At 65.2% G+C, this 18,594-nt stretch carries 15 protein-coding genes; 8 read left to right on the top strand and 7 right to left on the bottom strand.

Features of this window, described 5'->3' with window-relative positions:
• Together C6W88_RS20805 and pyrC are read right to left on the bottom strand one after the other, a co-directional pair.
• The coding region (locus C6W88_RS20805) for a retention module-containing protein (protein WP_146164694.1) at positions 1–2,371 on the bottom strand (2,371 nt) is incomplete at its 3' end.
• A 482-nt stretch (positions 2,372–2,853) separates the two neighbouring features.
• Positions 2,854–3,894 (bottom strand): dihydroorotase, encoded by a 1,041-nt coding sequence (gene pyrC, locus C6W88_RS20800; RefSeq protein ID WP_045993004.1) that lies wholly within the window; start codon positions 3,892–3,894, stop codon positions 2,854–2,856.
• A 249-nt stretch (positions 3,895–4,143) separates the two neighbouring features.
• On the opposite strand from pyrC, the gene C6W88_RS20795 reads away from it, so the two are divergent.
• Complete coding sequence (locus tag C6W88_RS20795; protein ID WP_308812456.1) at positions 4,144–4,686, top strand: hypothetical protein; 543 nt, start codon at positions 4,144–4,146, stop codon at positions 4,684–4,686.
• A gap of 223 nt (positions 4,687–4,909) precedes the next feature.
• On the opposite strand, the gene C6W88_RS20790 is transcribed toward C6W88_RS20795, so the two are convergent.
• Positions 4,910–6,151: an NAD(P)/FAD-dependent oxidoreductase gene (locus C6W88_RS20790; RefSeq protein ID WP_108133868.1), complete on the bottom strand. Its 1,242-nt coding sequence runs from the start codon at positions 6,149–6,151 to the stop codon at positions 4,910–4,912.
• A 136-nt stretch (positions 6,152–6,287) separates the two neighbouring features.
• Positions 6,288–6,749 (bottom strand): tellurite resistance TerB family protein, encoded by a 462-nt coding sequence (locus C6W88_RS20785; protein WP_231498739.1) that lies wholly within the window; start codon positions 6,747–6,749, stop codon positions 6,288–6,290.
• Between the two features lie 103 nt (positions 6,750–6,852).
• On the opposite strand from C6W88_RS20785, the gene C6W88_RS20780 reads away from it, so the two are divergent.
• Both C6W88_RS20780 and C6W88_RS20775 read left to right on the top strand, forming a co-directional pair.
• Positions 6,853–7,320 (top strand): DUF3592 domain-containing protein, encoded by a 468-nt coding sequence (locus tag C6W88_RS20780; protein WP_108133867.1) that lies wholly within the window; start codon positions 6,853–6,855, stop codon positions 7,318–7,320.
• 131 nt (positions 7,321–7,451) lie between these two features.
• Entirely contained in the window at positions 7,452–8,072 is a 621-nt protein-coding gene (locus C6W88_RS20775) for a TetR/AcrR family transcriptional regulator (protein ID WP_045993008.1), read from the top strand.
• A 72-nt stretch (positions 8,073–8,144) separates the two neighbouring features.
• On the opposite strand, the gene C6W88_RS20770 is transcribed toward C6W88_RS20775, so the two are convergent.
• From C6W88_RS20770 to C6W88_RS20760, 3 genes are all read right to left on the bottom strand, one after another.
• Entirely contained in the window at positions 8,145–8,633 is a 489-nt protein-coding gene (locus tag C6W88_RS20770) for a lysozyme (RefSeq protein ID WP_181248703.1), read from the bottom strand.
• A 549-nt stretch (positions 8,634–9,182) separates the two neighbouring features.
• Complete coding sequence (locus C6W88_RS20765) at positions 9,183–10,490, bottom strand: ArgE/DapE family deacylase (protein ID WP_108133865.1); 1,308 nt, start codon at positions 10,488–10,490, stop codon at positions 9,183–9,185.
• Between the two features lie 228 nt (positions 10,491–10,718).
• Entirely contained in the window at positions 10,719–11,417 is a 699-nt protein-coding gene (locus tag C6W88_RS20760) for a GntR family transcriptional regulator (protein ID WP_045993010.1), read from the bottom strand.
• 258 nt (positions 11,418–11,675) lie between these two features.
• Here C6W88_RS20760 and C6W88_RS20755 point away from each other — a divergent pair, with 258 nt between their 5' ends.
• The 5 genes from C6W88_RS20755 to C6W88_RS20735 all read left to right on the top strand — a co-directional run bounded on the left by C6W88_RS20755 (position 11,676) and on the right by C6W88_RS20735 (position 18,488).
• On the top strand, positions 11,676–13,373 hold the full coding sequence (locus C6W88_RS20755) for an ABC transporter substrate-binding protein (protein ID WP_231498738.1): 1,698 nt from the start codon (positions 11,676–11,678) through the stop codon (positions 13,371–13,373).
• A 95-nt stretch (positions 13,374–13,468) separates the two neighbouring features.
• Entirely contained in the window at positions 13,469–14,449 is a 981-nt protein-coding gene (locus C6W88_RS20750) for an ABC transporter permease (RefSeq protein WP_045993011.1), read from the top strand.
• The gene (locus C6W88_RS20745) at positions 14,446–15,279 is read left to right on the top strand and encodes an ABC transporter permease (RefSeq protein ID WP_045993012.1); all 834 of its coding nucleotides are present in this window, start codon (positions 14,446–14,448) and stop codon (positions 15,277–15,279) included. Before C6W88_RS20750 ends, C6W88_RS20745 begins: the two co-directional genes overlap by 4 nt.
• Before the next feature lie 3 nt (positions 15,280–15,282).
• Positions 15,283–17,058: an ABC transporter ATP-binding protein gene (locus tag C6W88_RS20740; protein WP_108133864.1), complete on the top strand. Its 1,776-nt coding sequence runs from the start codon at positions 15,283–15,285 to the stop codon at positions 17,056–17,058.
• Complete coding sequence (locus tag C6W88_RS20735) at positions 17,058–18,488, top strand: FAD-binding oxidoreductase (RefSeq protein ID WP_108133863.1); 1,431 nt, start codon at positions 17,058–17,060, stop codon at positions 18,486–18,488. The genes C6W88_RS20740 and C6W88_RS20735 overlap by 1 nt, the downstream gene beginning before the upstream one ends.
• The last annotated feature ends 106 nt before the right edge of the window (positions 18,489–18,594 follow it).

The following is an 18,594-nucleotide window of genomic DNA, read 5'->3' as shown; positions in this document are numbered from 1 at the left end:
TGTCTTCGCCGGTGTTGGCGGCGTCGTCCACGGCCACAGGCACATCGTCGTTGACGTCGATGGTCAGACTAGTCGAGGCCTCGTCGCCATCGCTGTCGGTAACGACGATGGCGAACAGATCCGCCAGATCGTCGCTGCCGGTGCCCTGGCTGGTGTGGTCCTGGGTGCTGCCATCCAGGCTGTAGCTCCAGCTGTACTCGCCGTCAGAGACGCTAACGTTCAGGGTGCCGTAGTCGCCTTCGACCGTGCCGCCGCCCGTCACGTTCTGGCCGTTGATCACCAACGAGGCCAGGCTGTCGCCGCCTGTGGTGATCGGCAGACTACCGCCGGTGGACTGGCTGCCGTCGCCTGCCGCGCTACCGCCCGGCAATCCGGCTTCGCTGACGCTGAACTGACCGTCTTCGGCATCGGGCGAATCGTTCGGCACGCTGACGGTCGGCGTGGAGTCCGCCGCCACCGTCACGGTGAACACCGCGTCGCTGGTATCGCCATCGGCATCGGTGATGGTGTAATCGATGACCGCATCGCCCTCGAAGCCTGCAGCCGGGGTGAAGGTCACCTCACCGGTGTCGCTGTCGAAGCTAACGCTGCCCTGGCTCGCATCACGCAGGGTGGCGTCGCTGACACTGGCACCGTCCACGCCCTGAGTGTCGTTCGCCAGTACGTTGTAGGTGACGGGGGTGTCTTCGCCGGTGTTGGCGGCGTCGTCCACGGCCACAGGCACATCGTCGTTGACGTCGATGGTCAGGCTGGTCTGTGCCGTATCGCCATCGCTGTCGGTGACGACAATGGCGAACAGATCCGCCAGATCGTCACTGCCGGTGCCCTGGCTGGTGTGGTCCTGGGTGCTGCCGTCCAGGGTGTAGCTCCAGCGGTACTCGCCGTCAGACACACTGACGCTCAGGGTGCCGTAGTCGGCTTCCACCGTGCCGCCGCCCGTCACGTTCTGGCCGTTGATCAACAGCGAGGCCAGGCTGTCGCCGCCGGTGGCGATCGGCAGACTACCGCCGGTGCTCTGGCTGCCGTCGCCTGCCGCGCTACCGACCGCGAGGCCCGCCTCGCTGACGCTGAACTGACCGTCTTCGGCATCGGGCGAATCGTTCGGCACGCTGACGGTCGGCGTGGAGTCCGCCGCCACCGTCACGGTGAACACCGCGTCGCTGGTATCGCCATCGGCATCGCGAATGGTGTAGTCGATGAGCGCCGCGCCCTCGAAGCCCGCCGCCGGGATGAAGGTCACCTCACCAGTGTCGCTGTCGAAGCTCACGCTGCCCTGGCTCGCATCACGCAGGGTGGCGTCGCTGACACTGGCACCATCAGCGCCCTGAACATCGCTGGTGCCGTCGGTATTGACCAGCACGTTGTAGGTGACCGCTGTGTCCTCGCCGGTCGTGGTGGCATCATCCACCGCCTCGGGCGCATCGTCGAGAATCGCGATATCCAGAGTGCCACTGGTGGTACTGCCATCGCTGTCGACAGCACTAATCTCGATGCTGTCGACCACGCCATCGTCGGTTGCGCCATCGACGCTATCGTTGTCGACGTTGTCGGTCAGATCGTAGGTGTAGGCAACGCTACCACCGGTGTCATCGCCGCTATAGCTTGTCAGAGTCAGGCTGCCCAAGGGCGTCTCGATGGTCAGCGGATTGCCGGACAGGCCATTGAGTCGATCCAAGCTGATCGGACCACTGCCGCCAACGGTAATGAACGACAGGCCATCGGGAGCGGATACACCAAAACTGCCACTCGCTGATGTAGCGGCGGTGCCTGATGCACTACCGCCAGGAAGTCCCGCCTCACTGACGGTCTGTTCGGCAGAGGAAAAGCCGATATCGGCGCTGCCTGCTGCTCCCGCAGGCCCATCGAGCCCCGTCAGGGTGACGGACTCGTCCTCATCGGCCGCGGTCCCGCCATCCTGCTCCTGAACGTCGTAGACCTCGCGCTGATAGCCGTACTCGAACGACAGCGGCGACACTTCCTCGACGATACGCAAAAGACGCACGAAATCGTGCCCGCCCTCGACGCCGGCGCCCCCCGCGGAGCCAGCGGCAGGAGCTTCCAACGCCTCGAGCAGATCTCCTTCGCCCTCTTCGAGCAGCGCCAGGACCCTGGCGACCTCGGCGTCTTCTATCACCTCGTCATCGGCCGACCCTTGCTCGTTGATCGCCTCGCTAATCGCCACCTCGACTTCGCCACCGAGCTGCGCCAGGCGGGTGCCATCGGGTTGCACGAGGTTCACTCGAGCGCCGGTTTCGGTGATCACCACCTCGCCCTCAGTCAGGCGGTCGCCCTCGGCCAGGGGCCTCAGATTGCCTTCCGCATCTCTGGCCCAGGCTTGGCCGGTAACTTGTACGACGATGGCGATGATCATAGGGGCGCGTCTCTCTTTTTTTGGATGACAGACCTAGGCCTTGTGAACAAAGGGATGACAAACCTAGTCCGGCAGCAACAAAACTGTGCTTATGCGCACATTACATGCATGGGGTATAGGTCAATACTGTACTAGAGGACAATGAACTACCTCTAATCCAATGGCCCAACTTTCCCATGCCTCTTCGCTACCCCTTTGATGCTTCACGTCAGTCCTTGTTGAGCCCTCCTCCAATACAGAGCCGCCTTCCATGGCATTCCCCTCGCCCGCACCTCGGCGCTGCCCAGGCGCCAAATACGAAAACGGCGCGCCCTTTTGGGGCGCGCCGTTTTCGTGGTCAACAAACCCTGAACCATATCATCAGGGGTAGCTAAAGCAGATTACCGTCCAGAACATCTCATCCAAGTATGAGGTTCGGGTACCAGGCCGCGGCTCGAGGGCGCCACGTCGGGTCATCGCATCAGGTCATCGCATCAGGTCTGTCAGTCCTGGCGCATCTTCCAGCCCAGGGTTTCACCGGCACGCAGCGGTACCAGCGTCTTGCCTTCGCCAAACGGCAGTTCTGCCGGTACCTGCCACTCGACCTTGTCCAGGGTGATCGAGTCGCTGTTGCGCGGCAGGCCATAAAAGTCGGGACCGTGGTGACTGGCGAACCCTTCCAGCCGATCCAGCGCGCCGGCCTGTTCAAAGGCGGTGGCGTACAGCTCGATGGCCGTAAGCGCGGTATAGGCGCCGGCACAGCCACAGTCACTTTCCTTGTCGTGACGGGCATGGGGCGCGCTGTCGGTGCCGAGGAAGAAGCTCTTGTCGCCCGAGGTCGCCGCCTCGATCAGCGCCTCCCGATGACGCTCGCGCTTGAGGATCGGCAGGCAGTAGTAGTGCGGGCGAATCCCGCCCACCAGCATATGGTTGCGGTTGTAGAGCAGGTGATGAGCGGTGATGGTCGCGCCGATATTCGACGGCGACTCGGCCACGAAGCGCGCCGCGTCGGCGGTGGTAATATGCTCAAAAACCACCTTGAGGTCAGGATGACGGGACAGCAGCGGCTTCATGACCCGCTCGATGAACACCGCCTCGCGATCGAAGATGTCGATCTCGTGATCGGTCACCTCGCCATGCACCAGCAACGGCATCCCCAGCCGCGCCATGGTGGCTACCGCTTCCTCGCAGTGACGCAGATCGGTCACGCCTGAGTCGGAATTGGTGGTGGCCCCGGCCGGATACAGCTTGACCGCCTGCACCTTGCCGCTGCCCCAGGCCGTCTCGATGTCTTCCGAAGTGGTGCGATCGGTAAGATAGAGGGTCATCAGCGGTTCGAACTGGCTTTCCGCAGGCAAGGCAGCCAAGATGCGTTGGCGGTAGTCCAGTGCCTGGTCCAGATTGGTCACCGGCGGCTTGAGGTTCGGCATGATGATCGCACGGCCCATCTGGCGGGCGGTATCGGCCACCACGGAGGCCAGAGCGACGCCGTCGCGCAGGTGAAGGTGCCAGTCGTCGGGCCGGGTCAAGGTAATCGCAGTCACTTGTTATCCTGTCGTCGAGTGATCCATGGTCGGGCGCAGTATACCGTAAAGGGCAACGTTTCATGGCCCAAACGGGGTGAGATTTCGCGTATCATTCGAGGGACATGCGCCCGGATCTGATCCGCACCGTCGAGGAGTCGCGGCACGTTACCATCGATGTCCGGGGCGATACGTTGTCAAGGCGCCGACGAGTCCCAGGGCCTCTGGCCGCGCGCAGACTTATTACAGAAACATCCTAGCGAGAGTTACATGCCCAAGGTTCGTCACTACGCCGACCTCGTCGCCACCCTGGCAGGCCTGATGTGGCTGATGCTTTACTGGTCGATCAGCGTGTCGCTGCATATCGGCAGCGCCGAGCCGGCCCTGGCCGCCCTGCTGCTGCTCGGCAGCATGATCCTGGTGAGCTTCGTTCACCGCCCGGTGCGGGTGATGCTGGGCCGCTACCACGTCCGCAAGCGGCGCACGGAGATGTGGATGCACATCCTGGCGCTGCCGCTGAACCTGGCATTTCTGCTGGCCATCGGCATCGACCATCTGATTACACCGATGAGCGGCGCCCAGAAGATGCTGCTGTTCAATGTACTGGCGACGGCCAGCTGGCTGGTGTTCCTGGTGACGCTGCTGATCAAGCTGCTGGCACGCGCCCTGGCCGATCGCCGCGGGTCATCCGGCGCCGAGCCGGCTCTTTCGACCAATAGCTCGACCAATAGCGCGAACGCTACCTTGAACGATACCTCGAACGACGGTAACTCAACCTCCGGCCTTCACCGTCGTGACGCCGACGAAGCCTGATAAAGGCCTCAGATCATGACGGGGCCGATGTCTGGTCACCGACTGGCCCCAGCCTGACCAGCCCCGCCGCCGCCGACAACGGCGCTTGCACGCCGCTTCCCCATCTCTTTCGCCCTCGCTGACTGCCACGCCAGACCGCCCCTTGCAGAGGCGGCATGGCCCCGGACTACCAGCATGGGACGGCGCTAACGCACTTCCGGCATGGACCGGCGCCAGCGCGGGATCAGAAGCGGTCCACCCTGAACGGCGCCATGTCGATGTCCGGCTGCTCGCCATCGATGACCTGCGCCAGCAGCTTGCCGGTCACCGGGCCCAGGGTGAAGCCCTGATGACCGTGGCCACAGGCCAGCCACAAGCCTGACTGCCCGGGTACGCCACCGATTACCGGCTTCATGTCCGGGGTACAGGGTCTGGCGCCTTTCCATGGCGTGGGCTCGAGACGCTGCCCCAGCGGAAACAGCTTGCGTGCCTGCTGCTCCGCTGCCTCCAGCTGTTCCAGGTGGGCCGGCGCATCAAGACGCTCGAGCTCGGCCCCCGTGGTCAGGCGAATCCCGCTGCTCATGGGCGCCAGCAGATAGCCTACCTCGGCGTCCATCACCCAGTGGGTCAGCCTGGCGTCATTCGACTGACCATAGTGCATATGGTAGCCACGCTTGACGAACAGCGGGATCGACAGACCCAGGGCCTTTATCCAGTCCTGTGACCAGGGACCCAACGCCATCACCAGCCCATCTGCCTCCAGGGTGTCGCCCGAAGTGTCGATGCGCCAGGTATCGCCCTGCCGGCACACATCGGTGACGTCCGCCTGGATGATCTCACCGCCGTCATCGGAAAATGACTTGGCGTAGGCGGCCACCAGATCACCCGGACTTGCCACCGTCCAGGGATCGAGCCAGTGGATCGCCCCGGCCAGTCCGGGCTCCAGATCCGGCTCAAGGCGCGACAGCGCCTCACTGTCGAGGTAGTCGAAGCGGATGCCGAAGCGCTTGGCATCCAACTCGGCCTGGGCCGCTCGCTCGCCCAGCGCCTTGCTGCTGCGATAGACCTCGAGCCAGCCCTGGCGACGTACCAGCGCGTCGGCACCGGAAGCCTCGATCATCGCCAAGTGGGCCTCCAGGCAGCCGCCTATCAGCGAGGCGTACTCCGGCACGATCTGTTCGTAGCGGGCGGGCGCCGAGTTCTGCCAGTACTTGAGCAGCGTCCCGGCGCTTGCGAACATCGCGCCCGGCCGATAGCGAATGTCGATCTGACGATTGGGTACCACCCGCAACAAGGTCGCCAGGTCGCGCGGGAAGGCATAGGGACGCACCGCCTCGCGCTGGATGATGCCGGCGTTGCCGTAGGAGGTCTCGCAACCGGGCTCACGACGGTCGAGAAGTGTGACCTGGTGGCCGCGGCGCCTCAGATGCCACGCCACCGACACACCGACCATGCCGGCTCCCACTACCACCATCTTGCGCGACATCATTTCCTCCTTGTCCTATAACGCCTGCTAACGTCTGATGACGTGTGATTACCTGGACATGCCGCCCGTCGCCAGTAAAACCATGGCGGCCACGGCGTCATATGCAGAAAAACTTATTGTAGCGTCAAGACTTTCGCTACACACCCTCGGCGCGATTCTGTTCGACGATACGGGTGCGCACGAAGTCCGAGTGGCTGACGTGCAACAGCTCCGCCAGGGCGCGGATACGGTGTTCCTCCAGGGCATCCTTCTCGCCGTCGGCAAACGCCAGCGCCCACATCTGCTGTACCAGCGCTACCCGGTCCTGATAGCCGGTGCGGTCACGCAATTCACGTACGAAGCGGTGATGATCCACCGCACCCTCGGCCTCTTCCCGAGCCAGTGTCATCAGCTCGTCCAGTGCTTCGTCCTCGAGTTCGAACTGTTCCTTGAGCTGGCTGCGCATCAGATGGATCTCGCTGTCATCCAGGCGGTAGTCCGCACGAATCACCTCGCACAGCAACACCGCCGTGGCCAGTGACAGGTCCACCCCGGACGACGCATCCTCTTGCTGCGCCACATCATTGATCCAACGCTTCAGGGACGCCATCATCGTCATCGTGTTTTCCTCGTTGTTGCGCCTTCCAGGAGGCACATGAACCGCCCGTGACGGCGCCCCCTGCTTCGCCCTCGACATTCATGGGCTCATTCGGAATACCACCATGCCTCATCCGCTGCTGATCGTCTCCCTCGCCGCTCTGATCGGTGCCGTCATCGCCGGCGTCGGCGCGTACAAGGTCCGCGACGTCAACCGCTGGCCGACCGCCGAGGCCACCGTGACCCACGCCGAGGTCCGGCTGGCGGAAGCCCAGCGCCACCAGCGCGAGCGAGACGATCAGCAAAGGCGTTACCTGGCATTGCTGCGCTTCGACGCCACCATCGACGGTCGGCGTATTCAATCCGACAACACGGGATTCGATGGCGTTCCCTCCTTCACCCGACAGGAAGACGCCGATGCCTACATCGCCGACTACCCCGTAGGCAGCGTCGTGCGCGTGCGCTACTCACCGCGCAAGCCTGAGCTGATGCATCTGGGCAACGCCTCTCTGCCCTGGGGCCGCATCGGCCTGGCGGGTTTCCTGCTGGCGGCAAGCCTCGGCGCCTTTGCCCTGTTCTCGTTCAAGACCTGAATCACGCCGCACGCCCACTCGCTGTCGCCAGCCCCCCGTACAACCTGGCGTTGAAACATGAATGTGTAATGCAGACTACAATCGTCCCGACAGCCTGCTATCGCCCCCTCCTGGATTGATGGGAAGCCACGATGACGTCCGCAGATTCATGCTCTACACCGAAGGGCGAGGCCCGCCGCCAGCGGCTCCTGGCCGCCGCCCGCGAGGTATTCCTGGACAAGGGCTACGCCGGCGCCAGCGTCAATGACATCGTCGCCCGAGCGGGCGGCTCGCTAAGCACCCTCTACAAGCTGTTCGGCAACAAGGAGGGGCTGTTCACCGCCGCCCTGGAAGCCCAGGCGTCCAGTGTCTGGTGTCGACTGGGACAGGCCGGCGAGCGACCGCCGCAAGAGGTGCTGGAGGAGCTTGCCCGAGACCTGATCGACCTGGCGCTGCCAAACGCCAACATCCGCCTGATTCGTGGCATCGCCGCCGAGGCCGAGCGCGCCCCTGAGTTGGGGGCACTGTTTCTCGATCACGGCCCGGATCGTACCCGCCGTGAACTGGCCGACTACCTGCGCGACCAGCATGCCCGCGGCAAGCTGGTGGTAAAGGACCCGCGCACCTCGGCCGGCTTGTTTACCGGCATGGTGCTCGGAGAATGGATGCTCGATTCGCTGGTCGGGCGCCCACCCTCGCTGACACTGGAGGCCAGAGACCACCGCGCACGCTACGCGACCGAGCTTTTTCTGGCGGGACATGCACCGACTTGAAGATAGGGCTGACTCCTCGCCCCACCCCGCTTCGGGCACCTCTTCTGCCGGGCTCCCTACGAGAAAACCTGCTTAGATGTCAGGCCCGTAGTCACCCTCTTTAAAGATGCGCCACTCCTCGGCGCGACGCCGCTCCAGTCCTGGCATCACCTCGCCGCCAGCGTACTTCCAGGCAAGCCACGCCTGTTCAAGCGTCGCGTAGGGGGTCACGGTACGGGAATCACACAGCATGGCCACCAGTGAAGAGTTCGAAAATGCCGCCAGTCCGATATTGAAGGCCAGCAACACCAGGGCATCGAACTGGTGCTGACGAAGACCTCGCGCGCCCACCCAGGGACGACAGGCCTCGAGGCGATCAAGCACCCCAAGCTCCACGTGCTGCAGGTCCTGGCGCAACAGTGACTCCGCCCACTGCTTGTCGATGCCATTGGCAAACCACGGCCACTGCTGTCGAATGATCAGATGCCCCACGCCGATCGTCGCCCCCTTCTGCCAGTGGTGGATGGGCGCTCCGCTCAGGTCGAGATAGGGCATCAGCCGGCAGCCCTCGGCGTTGATCAACCATCGTCGCCCTCTCGGGCTCAGCCGACCAGGCGGAGGACTGACCTCCGCGTCGATCGCATCGTAAAGCGAAACCGGTCTCGGCCCTGTACGCCTTGTCCCGCTGGCTGCGGGATTCTCCTCGGGGTCATCCTTCCCGCCCACTTGTGTTGCCATGCCACCCTCCCTGCCAATTGACGCGGGCTCTGCATGAAAGGTCGACATTCCTGAGCCCGCTCGTGCAGCACCCGCCGCTCCACTCCATGGAACAACGCTTTTAGAGTGGCAGCCTGCTGACGGCAAAACCCCGACTCAGGACAACAGAAACCGAGTCGTTCGGCGGTCACAGACGAAAGTGCTCGACCCAGTCAACCTTAATGGGTCGAGCTTGAGGCGAGGAATTTGGCGGGCGGGTCTTGCGGGCGGGTCTTGCAGACAGGCCCGCGGGTCAGGCTTTCGCGCTGAGCGTGCAGGCTTTGCTTGTGGACCGAGCGAGAAGGCCGGGCTTGCACGGCGAACGTGAGGGCCCGGCCAGGGCTGGCCGGGCCAGCGCTGGCCGGACTATGGGTATCACTGCGGACAGGTATCGGAAGCGACCTGGCCCTCGGCCCAGCGCCCCCAGCGATACAGAAACAGCGCGTAGGCCTTGAGGGTGTGCTGGATAGAGGCAATCTCGACCCGCTCATCGATGCCATGGATGCGTTCGGCCACGGGCCCGTAGCAGGTCCCGGCGATGCCGTGTCGATTGAGCGCTCGCAGATCCGTGGTGCAGGTCAACGCCACCGAGGGCAGCTCCTCACCGGTCAGGGCACGATGACAATCTGCCAGCAGGGCGACCCCGGGGCTGTCGGTGTCGACGTGGTGGCCCTCGGAGCGAAAACCGTGAAACTCGACGTCCAGCCCGGAAATGCCCGGGCCCAGCGAGGCGCTGGCCGCCTCGACGCAGCGCCGCACCTTTTCCATGATGTCTTCCACCCGGACTTCAGGCGCGAAGCCGATACGCCCCTCCAGGGTCGCCCGGGACGGCACGCTGGACGCCCAGTTGCCCCCTTCGATCTTGCCGATATTCAGGTTGAAAGGGTGCTCGATCTCGTCATAGGGCGGCTCGCGCCCGGCGTTCAGTTCCGCCTCCAGTGCCTTGAGCGGCGCCACCACCGACTGGATCGCCTCGATGGCGTTGGCCCCGGCGGCGGTATCCAGCACGTGGGCCGGCACCCCGTCCAGCGACACCTTGAACCACAGGGTGCCGATCTGGGCCGTGGTCAGGGTCGCCCCGAACGGCTCGGGAATCAGCGCAAAGTCGCCGCGGCCGTCACGGGCCAGGCAGGCCAGCGCACCATGGCCGGTGCATTCCTCCTCGATCACCGTCTGCAGCGTCAGCGGAAAATCGATCTCGAGTCCGGCCCGCTTCATCGCCGCCACCGCCGTCACCATGGCGGCGATGCCGGCCTTCATGTCACCGGCGCCGCGCCCGTAAAGCCAGCCATCCTCCTGCCAGGCTTCCCAGGGCGGACGAGACCACATCGACAGCGGCTCCGCCGGCACCACGTCCAGGTGGCCGTTGAAGATCAGGTGCGGCCGGGACGAGGTGCCGTTGATCACCGAGATCAGGTTGTGTCGGTCGACGCCCCTGGCCACCGGTGCCTGCTCGGCATCTGCGCCTTTCTCGGGCAGTGGTACGCGCTCGACAGGCAGCCCCATGTCCAGCAGATGGCTTTCCATCACCTCAAGTACCCCGGCCTCCGCCCCCAGCACGCTGTACTCGCGCACCATAGCGCTGGTCAGGGCAAGGGTCTCCGGCATCAAGTCGTCGCAGGCATCGAGCAGCCGCCGTTCGTTGGCGTCCAGGGCATCGGTGGATAGTTGTGGTGTCGTCATTGACGGCAAATTCCGCATGTTAAATGTGTTTTACGCTTACTAGTTATGCACCTTCGAGCACCTGCAGCACAAGACCAGCGCACCCGATACAGGCTCTAGCCGCGGCCCCGGCCCCACCGTTCGACCAGGACTTACGTCGCTATTTGAGTCGCAATTTGAATCGGTATTTGAGTCACTGCTGGAGTCGCTAGTTCGACCACGACGTCACTCCCGACGCCGCCCACTCGTTCAGCCACGCGCCACCCCGGCGTGATCGGCCAACCGCTCGATCACCGAGTCCCTGGCCACGCCAATATGGTAGTCCACCTCGTCCCGGCAGCGCTGAGGATCACCGCTCTTCAGTGCCTCCAGCAGCCGCCAGTGGGAGGCGGCGATGCTTTCGGGGGTCTCGTGGGTACGGGTGATCAGGGTGATGCACAGCCGCAGCTCGAAGCTCAGGTCGTCGAAGGCACGTGCCAGCCGGGCGTTGTCGGCCAGCTCGAACACCAGGCGATGAAAGGCCAGGTCCTCCTCGATCTTGAGCCCCTCGTCATCACCGGCGGCGACCTCGCACAGACGACTGATCTGCCGATGCAGACGCTGCTCGATAGCCGCGTCGAAGCGCGTCATCACACGCTCGAAGGCGTGGCGTTCCAGACCGATGCGCAGATCGAAGACATCGCTCAGCTCGGCCACATCCAGGGTACGCACGAAGAACCCGCGCCGCGGTCGCGATACCAGCAGGCCACGGCTCTCCATCAGCCTGGCGGCCTCGCGTACCGGGGCCCGGCTGATGCCGAGCTCCGCCGCCAGCCCCGCCTCCGACAACCGCTCGCCCGGTGCGAAGCGCGAGGCCAGGATCGCCTCGGTCAAGTAGTCGACCACCTGGTCCACCAGGTTGCGCTGAACCACGAAGGGCGCGGCTGAGGGGTCCCGAGGATTGGCCATGCTCGACTCCCGTAGTTGGCCTGAAGGGTCATACCCCAGTATGACCGTATCCTGCGTCGAACAACAGTCGATTGCCGACTGTCGACAGTTTGTGCCGAGGCTGCTAGGTTCTAAAGGGCTTACGGAAATCCCCAACAACAACAGTCCCGGAGCTGGCCTCAGCGACGCGAAAGCCCGGCAACAGCGCACTGGCGGCGCTTTCTGCCCCTGGCTTCACGCACCTCTGGCAACACCTCCGGGCCACCAAGGTGCCCTGATATGACCTCGAACTCCCGCCACCCCCGCGTCACCTTTCTGCCATCTTGCTCGCCGCTGTCCCCCTCGACCCGGGCAAGCTCGACTCAGACACGCGCCTCTCGCTTCAACGCCTCCCTGCTGACGCTGGGACTCGCCGCCCTGCTGCCGCTGGCGGCCACCCCGGCGCTGGCCCAGGACGACGGCCAGGACGCCCAGCAAGAGGCCACCCAGGAACCCCAGCGGGGCGGTGTCATCGACACCATCATCCAGCCGGAGCCGCCGGGCCTGGTGCTGGGCATGATCCAGAACGCCCCCACCCGCACGGTGGCCGGCAACATCTACGAGGGCCTGCTGCGCTACTCCACCGACATGGAGCCGATGCCGCAACTGGCCAAGAGCTGGGAGATCAGCGAAGACGGCCTGACCTACACCTTCCACCTTCAGGAAAACGCCAAGTGGCATGACGGCGAGGCCTTCACCGCCGAAGACGTGGTGTTCTCCGCCGACGTCTTCCACCGCGACTTGAATCCAAGCGCCCGTGCGGTGCTCGAGCACGTCGAGAGCATCGAGGCGACCGACGACCACACCGTGGTGTTCACCCTGAAGAAGCCCTTCGGCCCGTTCCTGATCTCGTTCGAGGCCGGCACCTTCACCATGGTGCCCGAGCACATCTACGCCGGCACTGACTTCCGCAACAACGAGGCCAACAACCATCCCATCGGCACCGGCCCGTTCCAGTTCGACAGCTGGGACCGCGGCACCGTCATCAAGCTGACCCGCTTCGATGACTACTACGAGGAAGGCCTGCCCTACCTCGATGGCATCAACTGGCACGTCATCCCGGACGGCGCCTCCCGCGCGGTGGCCTACGAGAACGGTACCGTCGACGTGCTGCCCTACGGCACCGTGGAGAACTTCGACGTCCCCCGGCTGACCGCCATGGACAACACCTGCGTGACCGAGAAGGGCCACGAGTACTTCAGCCCCTTCGCCATGCTGTGGATGAACAATCGTGAAGGACCGACCGCCGACAAGCGCTTCCGCCAGGCGGTGATGTACGCCATGGACCGCGAGTTCGCCCGGGACGTGCTGTGGAACGGCATGGGCCAGGTCCCGGCAGGGCCGTTTGGCTCCAACGCCAAGTTCAATGACCCGGACCTCGAGGGCTACAGCTACGACCCGGACAAGGCCGAGGAACTGCTCGACGAGATGGGTTACGACGGCGAGGAGGTCACCCTGCTGCCGCTGCCCTACGGCGAGACCTGGAATCGCTGGGCCGAGGCGGTACAGCAGAACCTCAAGGAGGTGGGCATCAACGTGCGCACCGAGGCAACCGACGTGGGCGGCTGGAACCAGCGACTGGGCGAGCGCGACTTCGACCTGGCCTTCACCTACCTGTACCAGTACGGCGACCCGGCGCTCGGTATCTCGCGGACCTACCTGTCCACCAACACCGAGAAGGGCTCGCCCTGGAACAACGTCGAGGGCTACCAGAACCCCGAGGTGGATGAACTGTTCAACGCCGCCGCCACTGCCTATCCGGACAGCGAGCGTGAGCGTCTCTACCACGAGGTGCAGCAGATCCTTCTCGAGGACGCACCGCTCGGCTGGTTGCTGGAGCTCGGCTTCCCGACCATCTACCGCTGCAACGTCAACAATCTGGTGACCTCGGCGGTGGGCGTCAACGACGGCTTCAAGGACGCCTGGATCGCCGACTGAGCCAAAAACGGCGATACGGCGCGGCCCACCACGGGCCGCGCCAGCCCTGATTTTGCTGCTGCCATCACCACAGGCTTACTGCCCGGGACCTCACCATGCTCTACGCCCGCCTTATCATTTCACGACTGTTGAAGGCCGCCATCGTGCTGCTGCTGATCGTCGTGTTCAACTTCGTGCTGATCCAGCTCGCCCCCGGCGACCCGGCGGCCATCCTGGCCGGGGAAGCCGGCGCCGCCGATGAAGCCTTCATCGCCCAGCTGCGCGAGCAGTTCGGGCTGGACCAGCCCATGTATGTCCAGCTGTGGCACTACGTATCCGGCATCCTGACCCTGGACTTCGGCTACTCCTACCGCCAGCAGATGCCGGTGCTGGACCTGATTCTCGACCGCCTGCCCGCGACCCTGCTGCTGACCGGCACCGCCTTCGTGCTGTCGCTGGTGCTCGGCATCCTCGCCGGCTCCATGGCCGCGATGCGCGTCAAGAAGGCCTCGGGCTCGCTGATCATGGCGCTGGCCCTGCTGTTCTACGCCACCCCGCTGTTCTGGGTGGCGCTGATGGCGGTGGTGCTGTTCTCGGTGTACCTGGACTGGCTGCCCGCCTACGGCATGTTTACCGTCGGCGCCAACCTGGAAGGCCTGGCCTACGCCCTGGACGTGGCCAAGCACCTGGTACTGCCGGCCACTACCCTGGGCCTGTTCTTCATGGCCATCTATACGCGCATGACCCGCGCCTCGATGCTCGACGCCGCCCAGCAGGACTTCGTCAAGACCGCCAAGGCCAAGGGCCTGGCGCCGAGGGTCATCCAGCGCCGCCATATTCTGCGCAACGCCCTGTTGCCGATCATCACCCTGGCGGGGCTGCAGGCCGGCCAGATGGTCGGCGGCGCCATCCTCACCGAGACGGTGTTCGCCTGGCCGGGCATCGGCCGACTGATGTACGAGGCGCTGATGCAGCGTGACTACAACCTGCTGCTCGGGATCTTCTTCTTCTCCGCCGCCCTGGTGATCCTGTTCAACATCGCCACCGACCTGGTCTATCGACTGGCCGATCCACGCATCAAGGGGGCCGCCGCATGAGTTTCTTCGCCCGTTTCGCCCAGAACCGCGGCGCCCTGGTGGGGCTGATCATCCTGTGGGCGATCATCCTGATGGCCGTGCTGGCCCCGGTGCTGTTCCCCGAATCCCCCTGGCGCATGGTGCAGCGCCCCTTCCTGCCGCCGCTGGCCCAGGACGGCTTCTGGCTCGGCACCGACACCATGGGGCGCAACGTCGCCGCCGGACTGATGCACGGCGCCTGGGTATCGCTGCTGATCGGCCTGGTGTCCACCGCCGTGGCGCTGGCCATCGGCGTGCCGCTGGGCGCCATCGCCGGCTACTACGGCGGCCTGGTGGACGACGCTCTGATGCGCTTCACCGAGTTCTTCCAGACCATCCCCAACTTCGCCCTGGCCATCGTGCTGGTAGCGATCATGCAGCCCAGCGTGACCTCCATCGTGCTGGCCATCGCCATCGTCAGCTGGCCGCCGGTGGCCCGCCTGGTGCGCGCCGAGTTCATGTCGCTGCGCCATCGCGAATACGTCGAGGCGGCGCGCCTGGTCGGCCAGACCAACACCCAGATCATCCTGCGCCAGATCCTGCCAAATACCCTGTCGCCGATCATCGTGCTGGCCTCGCTGATGGTGGCTACCGCCATCCTGCTGGAATCGGCGCTGTCGTTTCTCGGCCTCGGTGATCCCAACGTGATGTCCTGGGGCTACATGATCGGCGCTGCACGCACCGTGATCCGCCAGGCCTGGTGGCTGTCATTCTTCCCCGGCCTTGCGATCCTGTTGACCGTGCTGGCGCTGAACCTGGTCGGCGAAGGGCTCGATGACGCCCTCAACCCCAAACTCGCACGGGAGCGCTGAGCCATGAACACCTTTGACAACAGCACCAGCGGCACCAGTGCTTCCACTGCATCGCGCAGCGAACCGGAGAAGGTGCCGAAGAGCGCCACCGCCGGCGATCTCTGTGGCGATCACAGCGGCGATCCCGCCTCGGAACCGATCCTGCGCATCGAGGGCCTGAGCGTCGCATTGCCCGCCGGCGCCGATCGCGAATACGCCGTGGAAGAGCTGTCCTACGAAGTCAGCCCCGGTGAGATCCTGTGCGTGGTGGGCGAATCCGGGTCCGGCAAGTCCATGGCCGCCAACACCGTCATGGGCCTTCTGCCCAAGGGCGTGCGCCCGGTGGCCGGGCGGGTGATGTTCGAGGGCGAGGACGTGCTGACCCTCGACGAGAAGCGTCACCGGGCGCTGCGCGGCAAGAAGATCGGCATGATCTTCCAGGAGCCGATGACCGCCCTCAACCCGCTGATGCGCATCGGCGACCAGATCGCCGAGGTGTTCGAGGCCCACGGCGAGCTTAAGGGCGCCGAGCGTCAGGCCCGGGCGCTGGAGCTGCTCAAGGAAGTCCGCCTGCCCCAGCCCGAGCGGGCCATCCGCGCCTACCCCTTCGAGCTCTCCGGCGGTCAGCGCCAGCGGGTGATGATCGCCATGGCGCTGGCGCTGGAACCGAAGCTGCTGATCGCCGATGAGCCCACCACCGCGCTGGACGTCACCACCCAGGCGCAGATCCTCGAGCTGATCGCCGACCTGCAACGTCGCCACCATATGGCGGTGATGTTCATCACCCACGACTTCGGCGTGGTCGCCGAGATCGCCAACCGGGTGTGCGTGATGCGCCACGGTCGGATCGTCGAGATCGGTCGCCGTGACGAGGTGCTCGACAACCCCCGTCACGACTATACCCGGGCGCTGATCGAGGCCATTCCCAGCGACGCCGCACCGCCCGAGCGCGAGCCGATGGCGCCGACGCCGATCCTCGAGGTACGCAACCTCAATCGGGTATTCCGTTCCCGCGGCGGACTGTTCAAGCCCTCCCGTGAGGTACGCGCCCTGGACGACGTCAGCTTCACCCTGTCACGCGGCGAGACCATCGGCATCGTCGGCGAGTCGGGCTCCGGCAAGTCGACGCTGGGGCGCTGCGTCGTGCGTCTGGAGCGCCCCGACAGCGGCGAGATCCTGCTCGGCGGCGAAGACCTGTCCGCGCTCAAGGGCGACGCCCTGCGGCGCCAGCGCCACCGGGTGCAGATGGTGTTCCAGGACCCCTACGCCTCGCTCAACCCGCGCACCCGGGTGGGCATGGCCATCGCCCAGGGCCCCATCGCCAACGGCGTGCCCCGCGACCAGGCATTGGCCAAGGCCGACGAGCTGCTCGAACTGGTGGGGCTTGGCGGCAGCGCCGACCGCTTCCCTCATGAGTTCTCCGGCGGTCAGCGCCAGCGCATCGGCATCGCCCGCGCCCTGGCACTGGACCCGGAGTTGATCGTTGCCGATGAAGCGGTGTCGGCGCTGGACGTATCGATCCAGGCCCAGGTGCTCGAGCTGCTCGAGGATCTGAAGCAACGCTTCTCGCTGTCGCTTCTGTTCATCACCCACGACCTGCGGGTCGCCGCCCAGATCTGCGATCGCATCATCGTGATGCAGAAGGGCCGCATCGTCGAACAGGGCAGCGCCCAGGAGGTCTTCACCCGGCCTCAGGCCGACTACACCCGCGAACTGCTCGCCGCCATTCCCGGCCGCGACAAGACCACCGATGACAAGACCACCGATGACAAGACCAGCAAAGAGGAGACCTCCCACTGATGGCCGTCACCTCCCAGCAACTATCGTCATCGCTTGCCACGCTGATCGAGACACTGCGCGAGCGCCTGGGTGCAGCCCAGGTGCTGACCGGCGATGACGTGGCAAGCCGCCAGGTGGACTGGCTGAGCCGGGCGTCCTGCCGCGCCGCAGCCATCGTGCGGCCCGGCACCCCCGAGCAGGTAGCGGAAGTGCTCGCCCTGTGCCACCAGGCCCGCCAGCCGATCGTCACCCACGGCGGCCTGACCGGGCTGGTCCACGGCGCCGAGGCGGCCCCGGACGAGCTGGCGCTGTCACTCGAGCGTCTTGCCGCCATCGAGGAGATCGACCCGGTGGCCGGCACCATCACCGTGCAGGCCGGCGCGCCGCTGCAGAAGGTCCAGGAGGCCGCCCGCGAGGTCGGCATGCAGTTTGCGCTCGACCTGGGCGCCCGGGGCAGCTGCAGCATCGGTGGCAATATCGCCACCAACGCCGGCGGCAACCGGGTGATACGCTACGGCATGATGCGCCAGCAGGTGCTGGGGCTCGAGGCGGTGCTGGCCGATGGCCAGGTGATCAGCGCCATGAGCCCGATGCTCAAGAACAACGCCGGCTACGACCTCAAGCAGCTATTTATCGGCAGCGAAGGCACCCTGGGCGTGGTCACTCGCGCGGTGCTCAAGCTGCAGCCGGCGCTTGGCGACACCCGCACCGCGCTGGTCGCCTGTCCCGACTTCACCTCGATGACGTCGTTGCTTACGCACCTGCGTGACAGCCTTGGCGGAAGCCTGGCCGCCTTCGAGGCCATGTGGCAGAACCACTTCGCCCTGATCACCGAACAGGAACGTCATCAGCCGCCGCTGGACGCCGACGCGCCCTACTACGCCCTGGTCGAGTCGCTGGCCAACGACGAGGACCACCACCGCCAGCAGTTCGAGGCGGCACTCGAAGCATCGGTCGAACAGGGCTGGGTGGTCGACGCCGTGATCGCCCAGTCGGAAAGCCAGCGCGACAAGCTATGGGCGATTCGCGATGATATCGAAGGACTGGTGGAGGCCCTTTCGCCGATCATGGCCTTCGACGTCAGTCTGCCGATCGGCGAGATGCAGGACTATGTCGCCGAGGTCCAAGCACGCCTCGAGGCCCGCTGGCCCCAGATGCGCCTGGCGGTGTTCGGCCATCTGGGTGACGGCAACCTGCACCTGTCGGTGGGTGTGGGCAGCGACGATCCGGACACCCGCCACGAGGTCGAGGGCTGCCTCTACGAGCCGCTGGCCCGGGTCAAGGGATCGATCTCCGCCGAGCACGGCATTGGCCTTGAAAAGCGCGACTGGCTGTCGATCTCGCGAAGCCCCGAGGAACTCGCGCTGATGGCGACGCTCAAGCGCACCCTCGACCCCCATGGCCTGCTCAACCGCCACAAGGTGGTGCCCTGGACCGCGCCACAGACCTGACCTGACCTGACCTGACGTGACCTATTAGCATAGGCCGCTGTCGTAACGCTCTCGGACACTCTCTGACACGCCTCCGCCCCCTTCAAGCCAACTCCCACAGGACATC

Origin of the sequence: Halomonas litopenaei, from assembly GCF_003045775.1 — a bacterium.
Taxonomy (GTDB): domain Bacteria; phylum Pseudomonadota; class Gammaproteobacteria; order Pseudomonadales; family Halomonadaceae; genus Halomonas; species Halomonas litopenaei.
The sequence above is the reverse complement of the archived record's forward strand: the minus strand, read 5'-3'. Positions and strand labels throughout refer to the sequence as shown.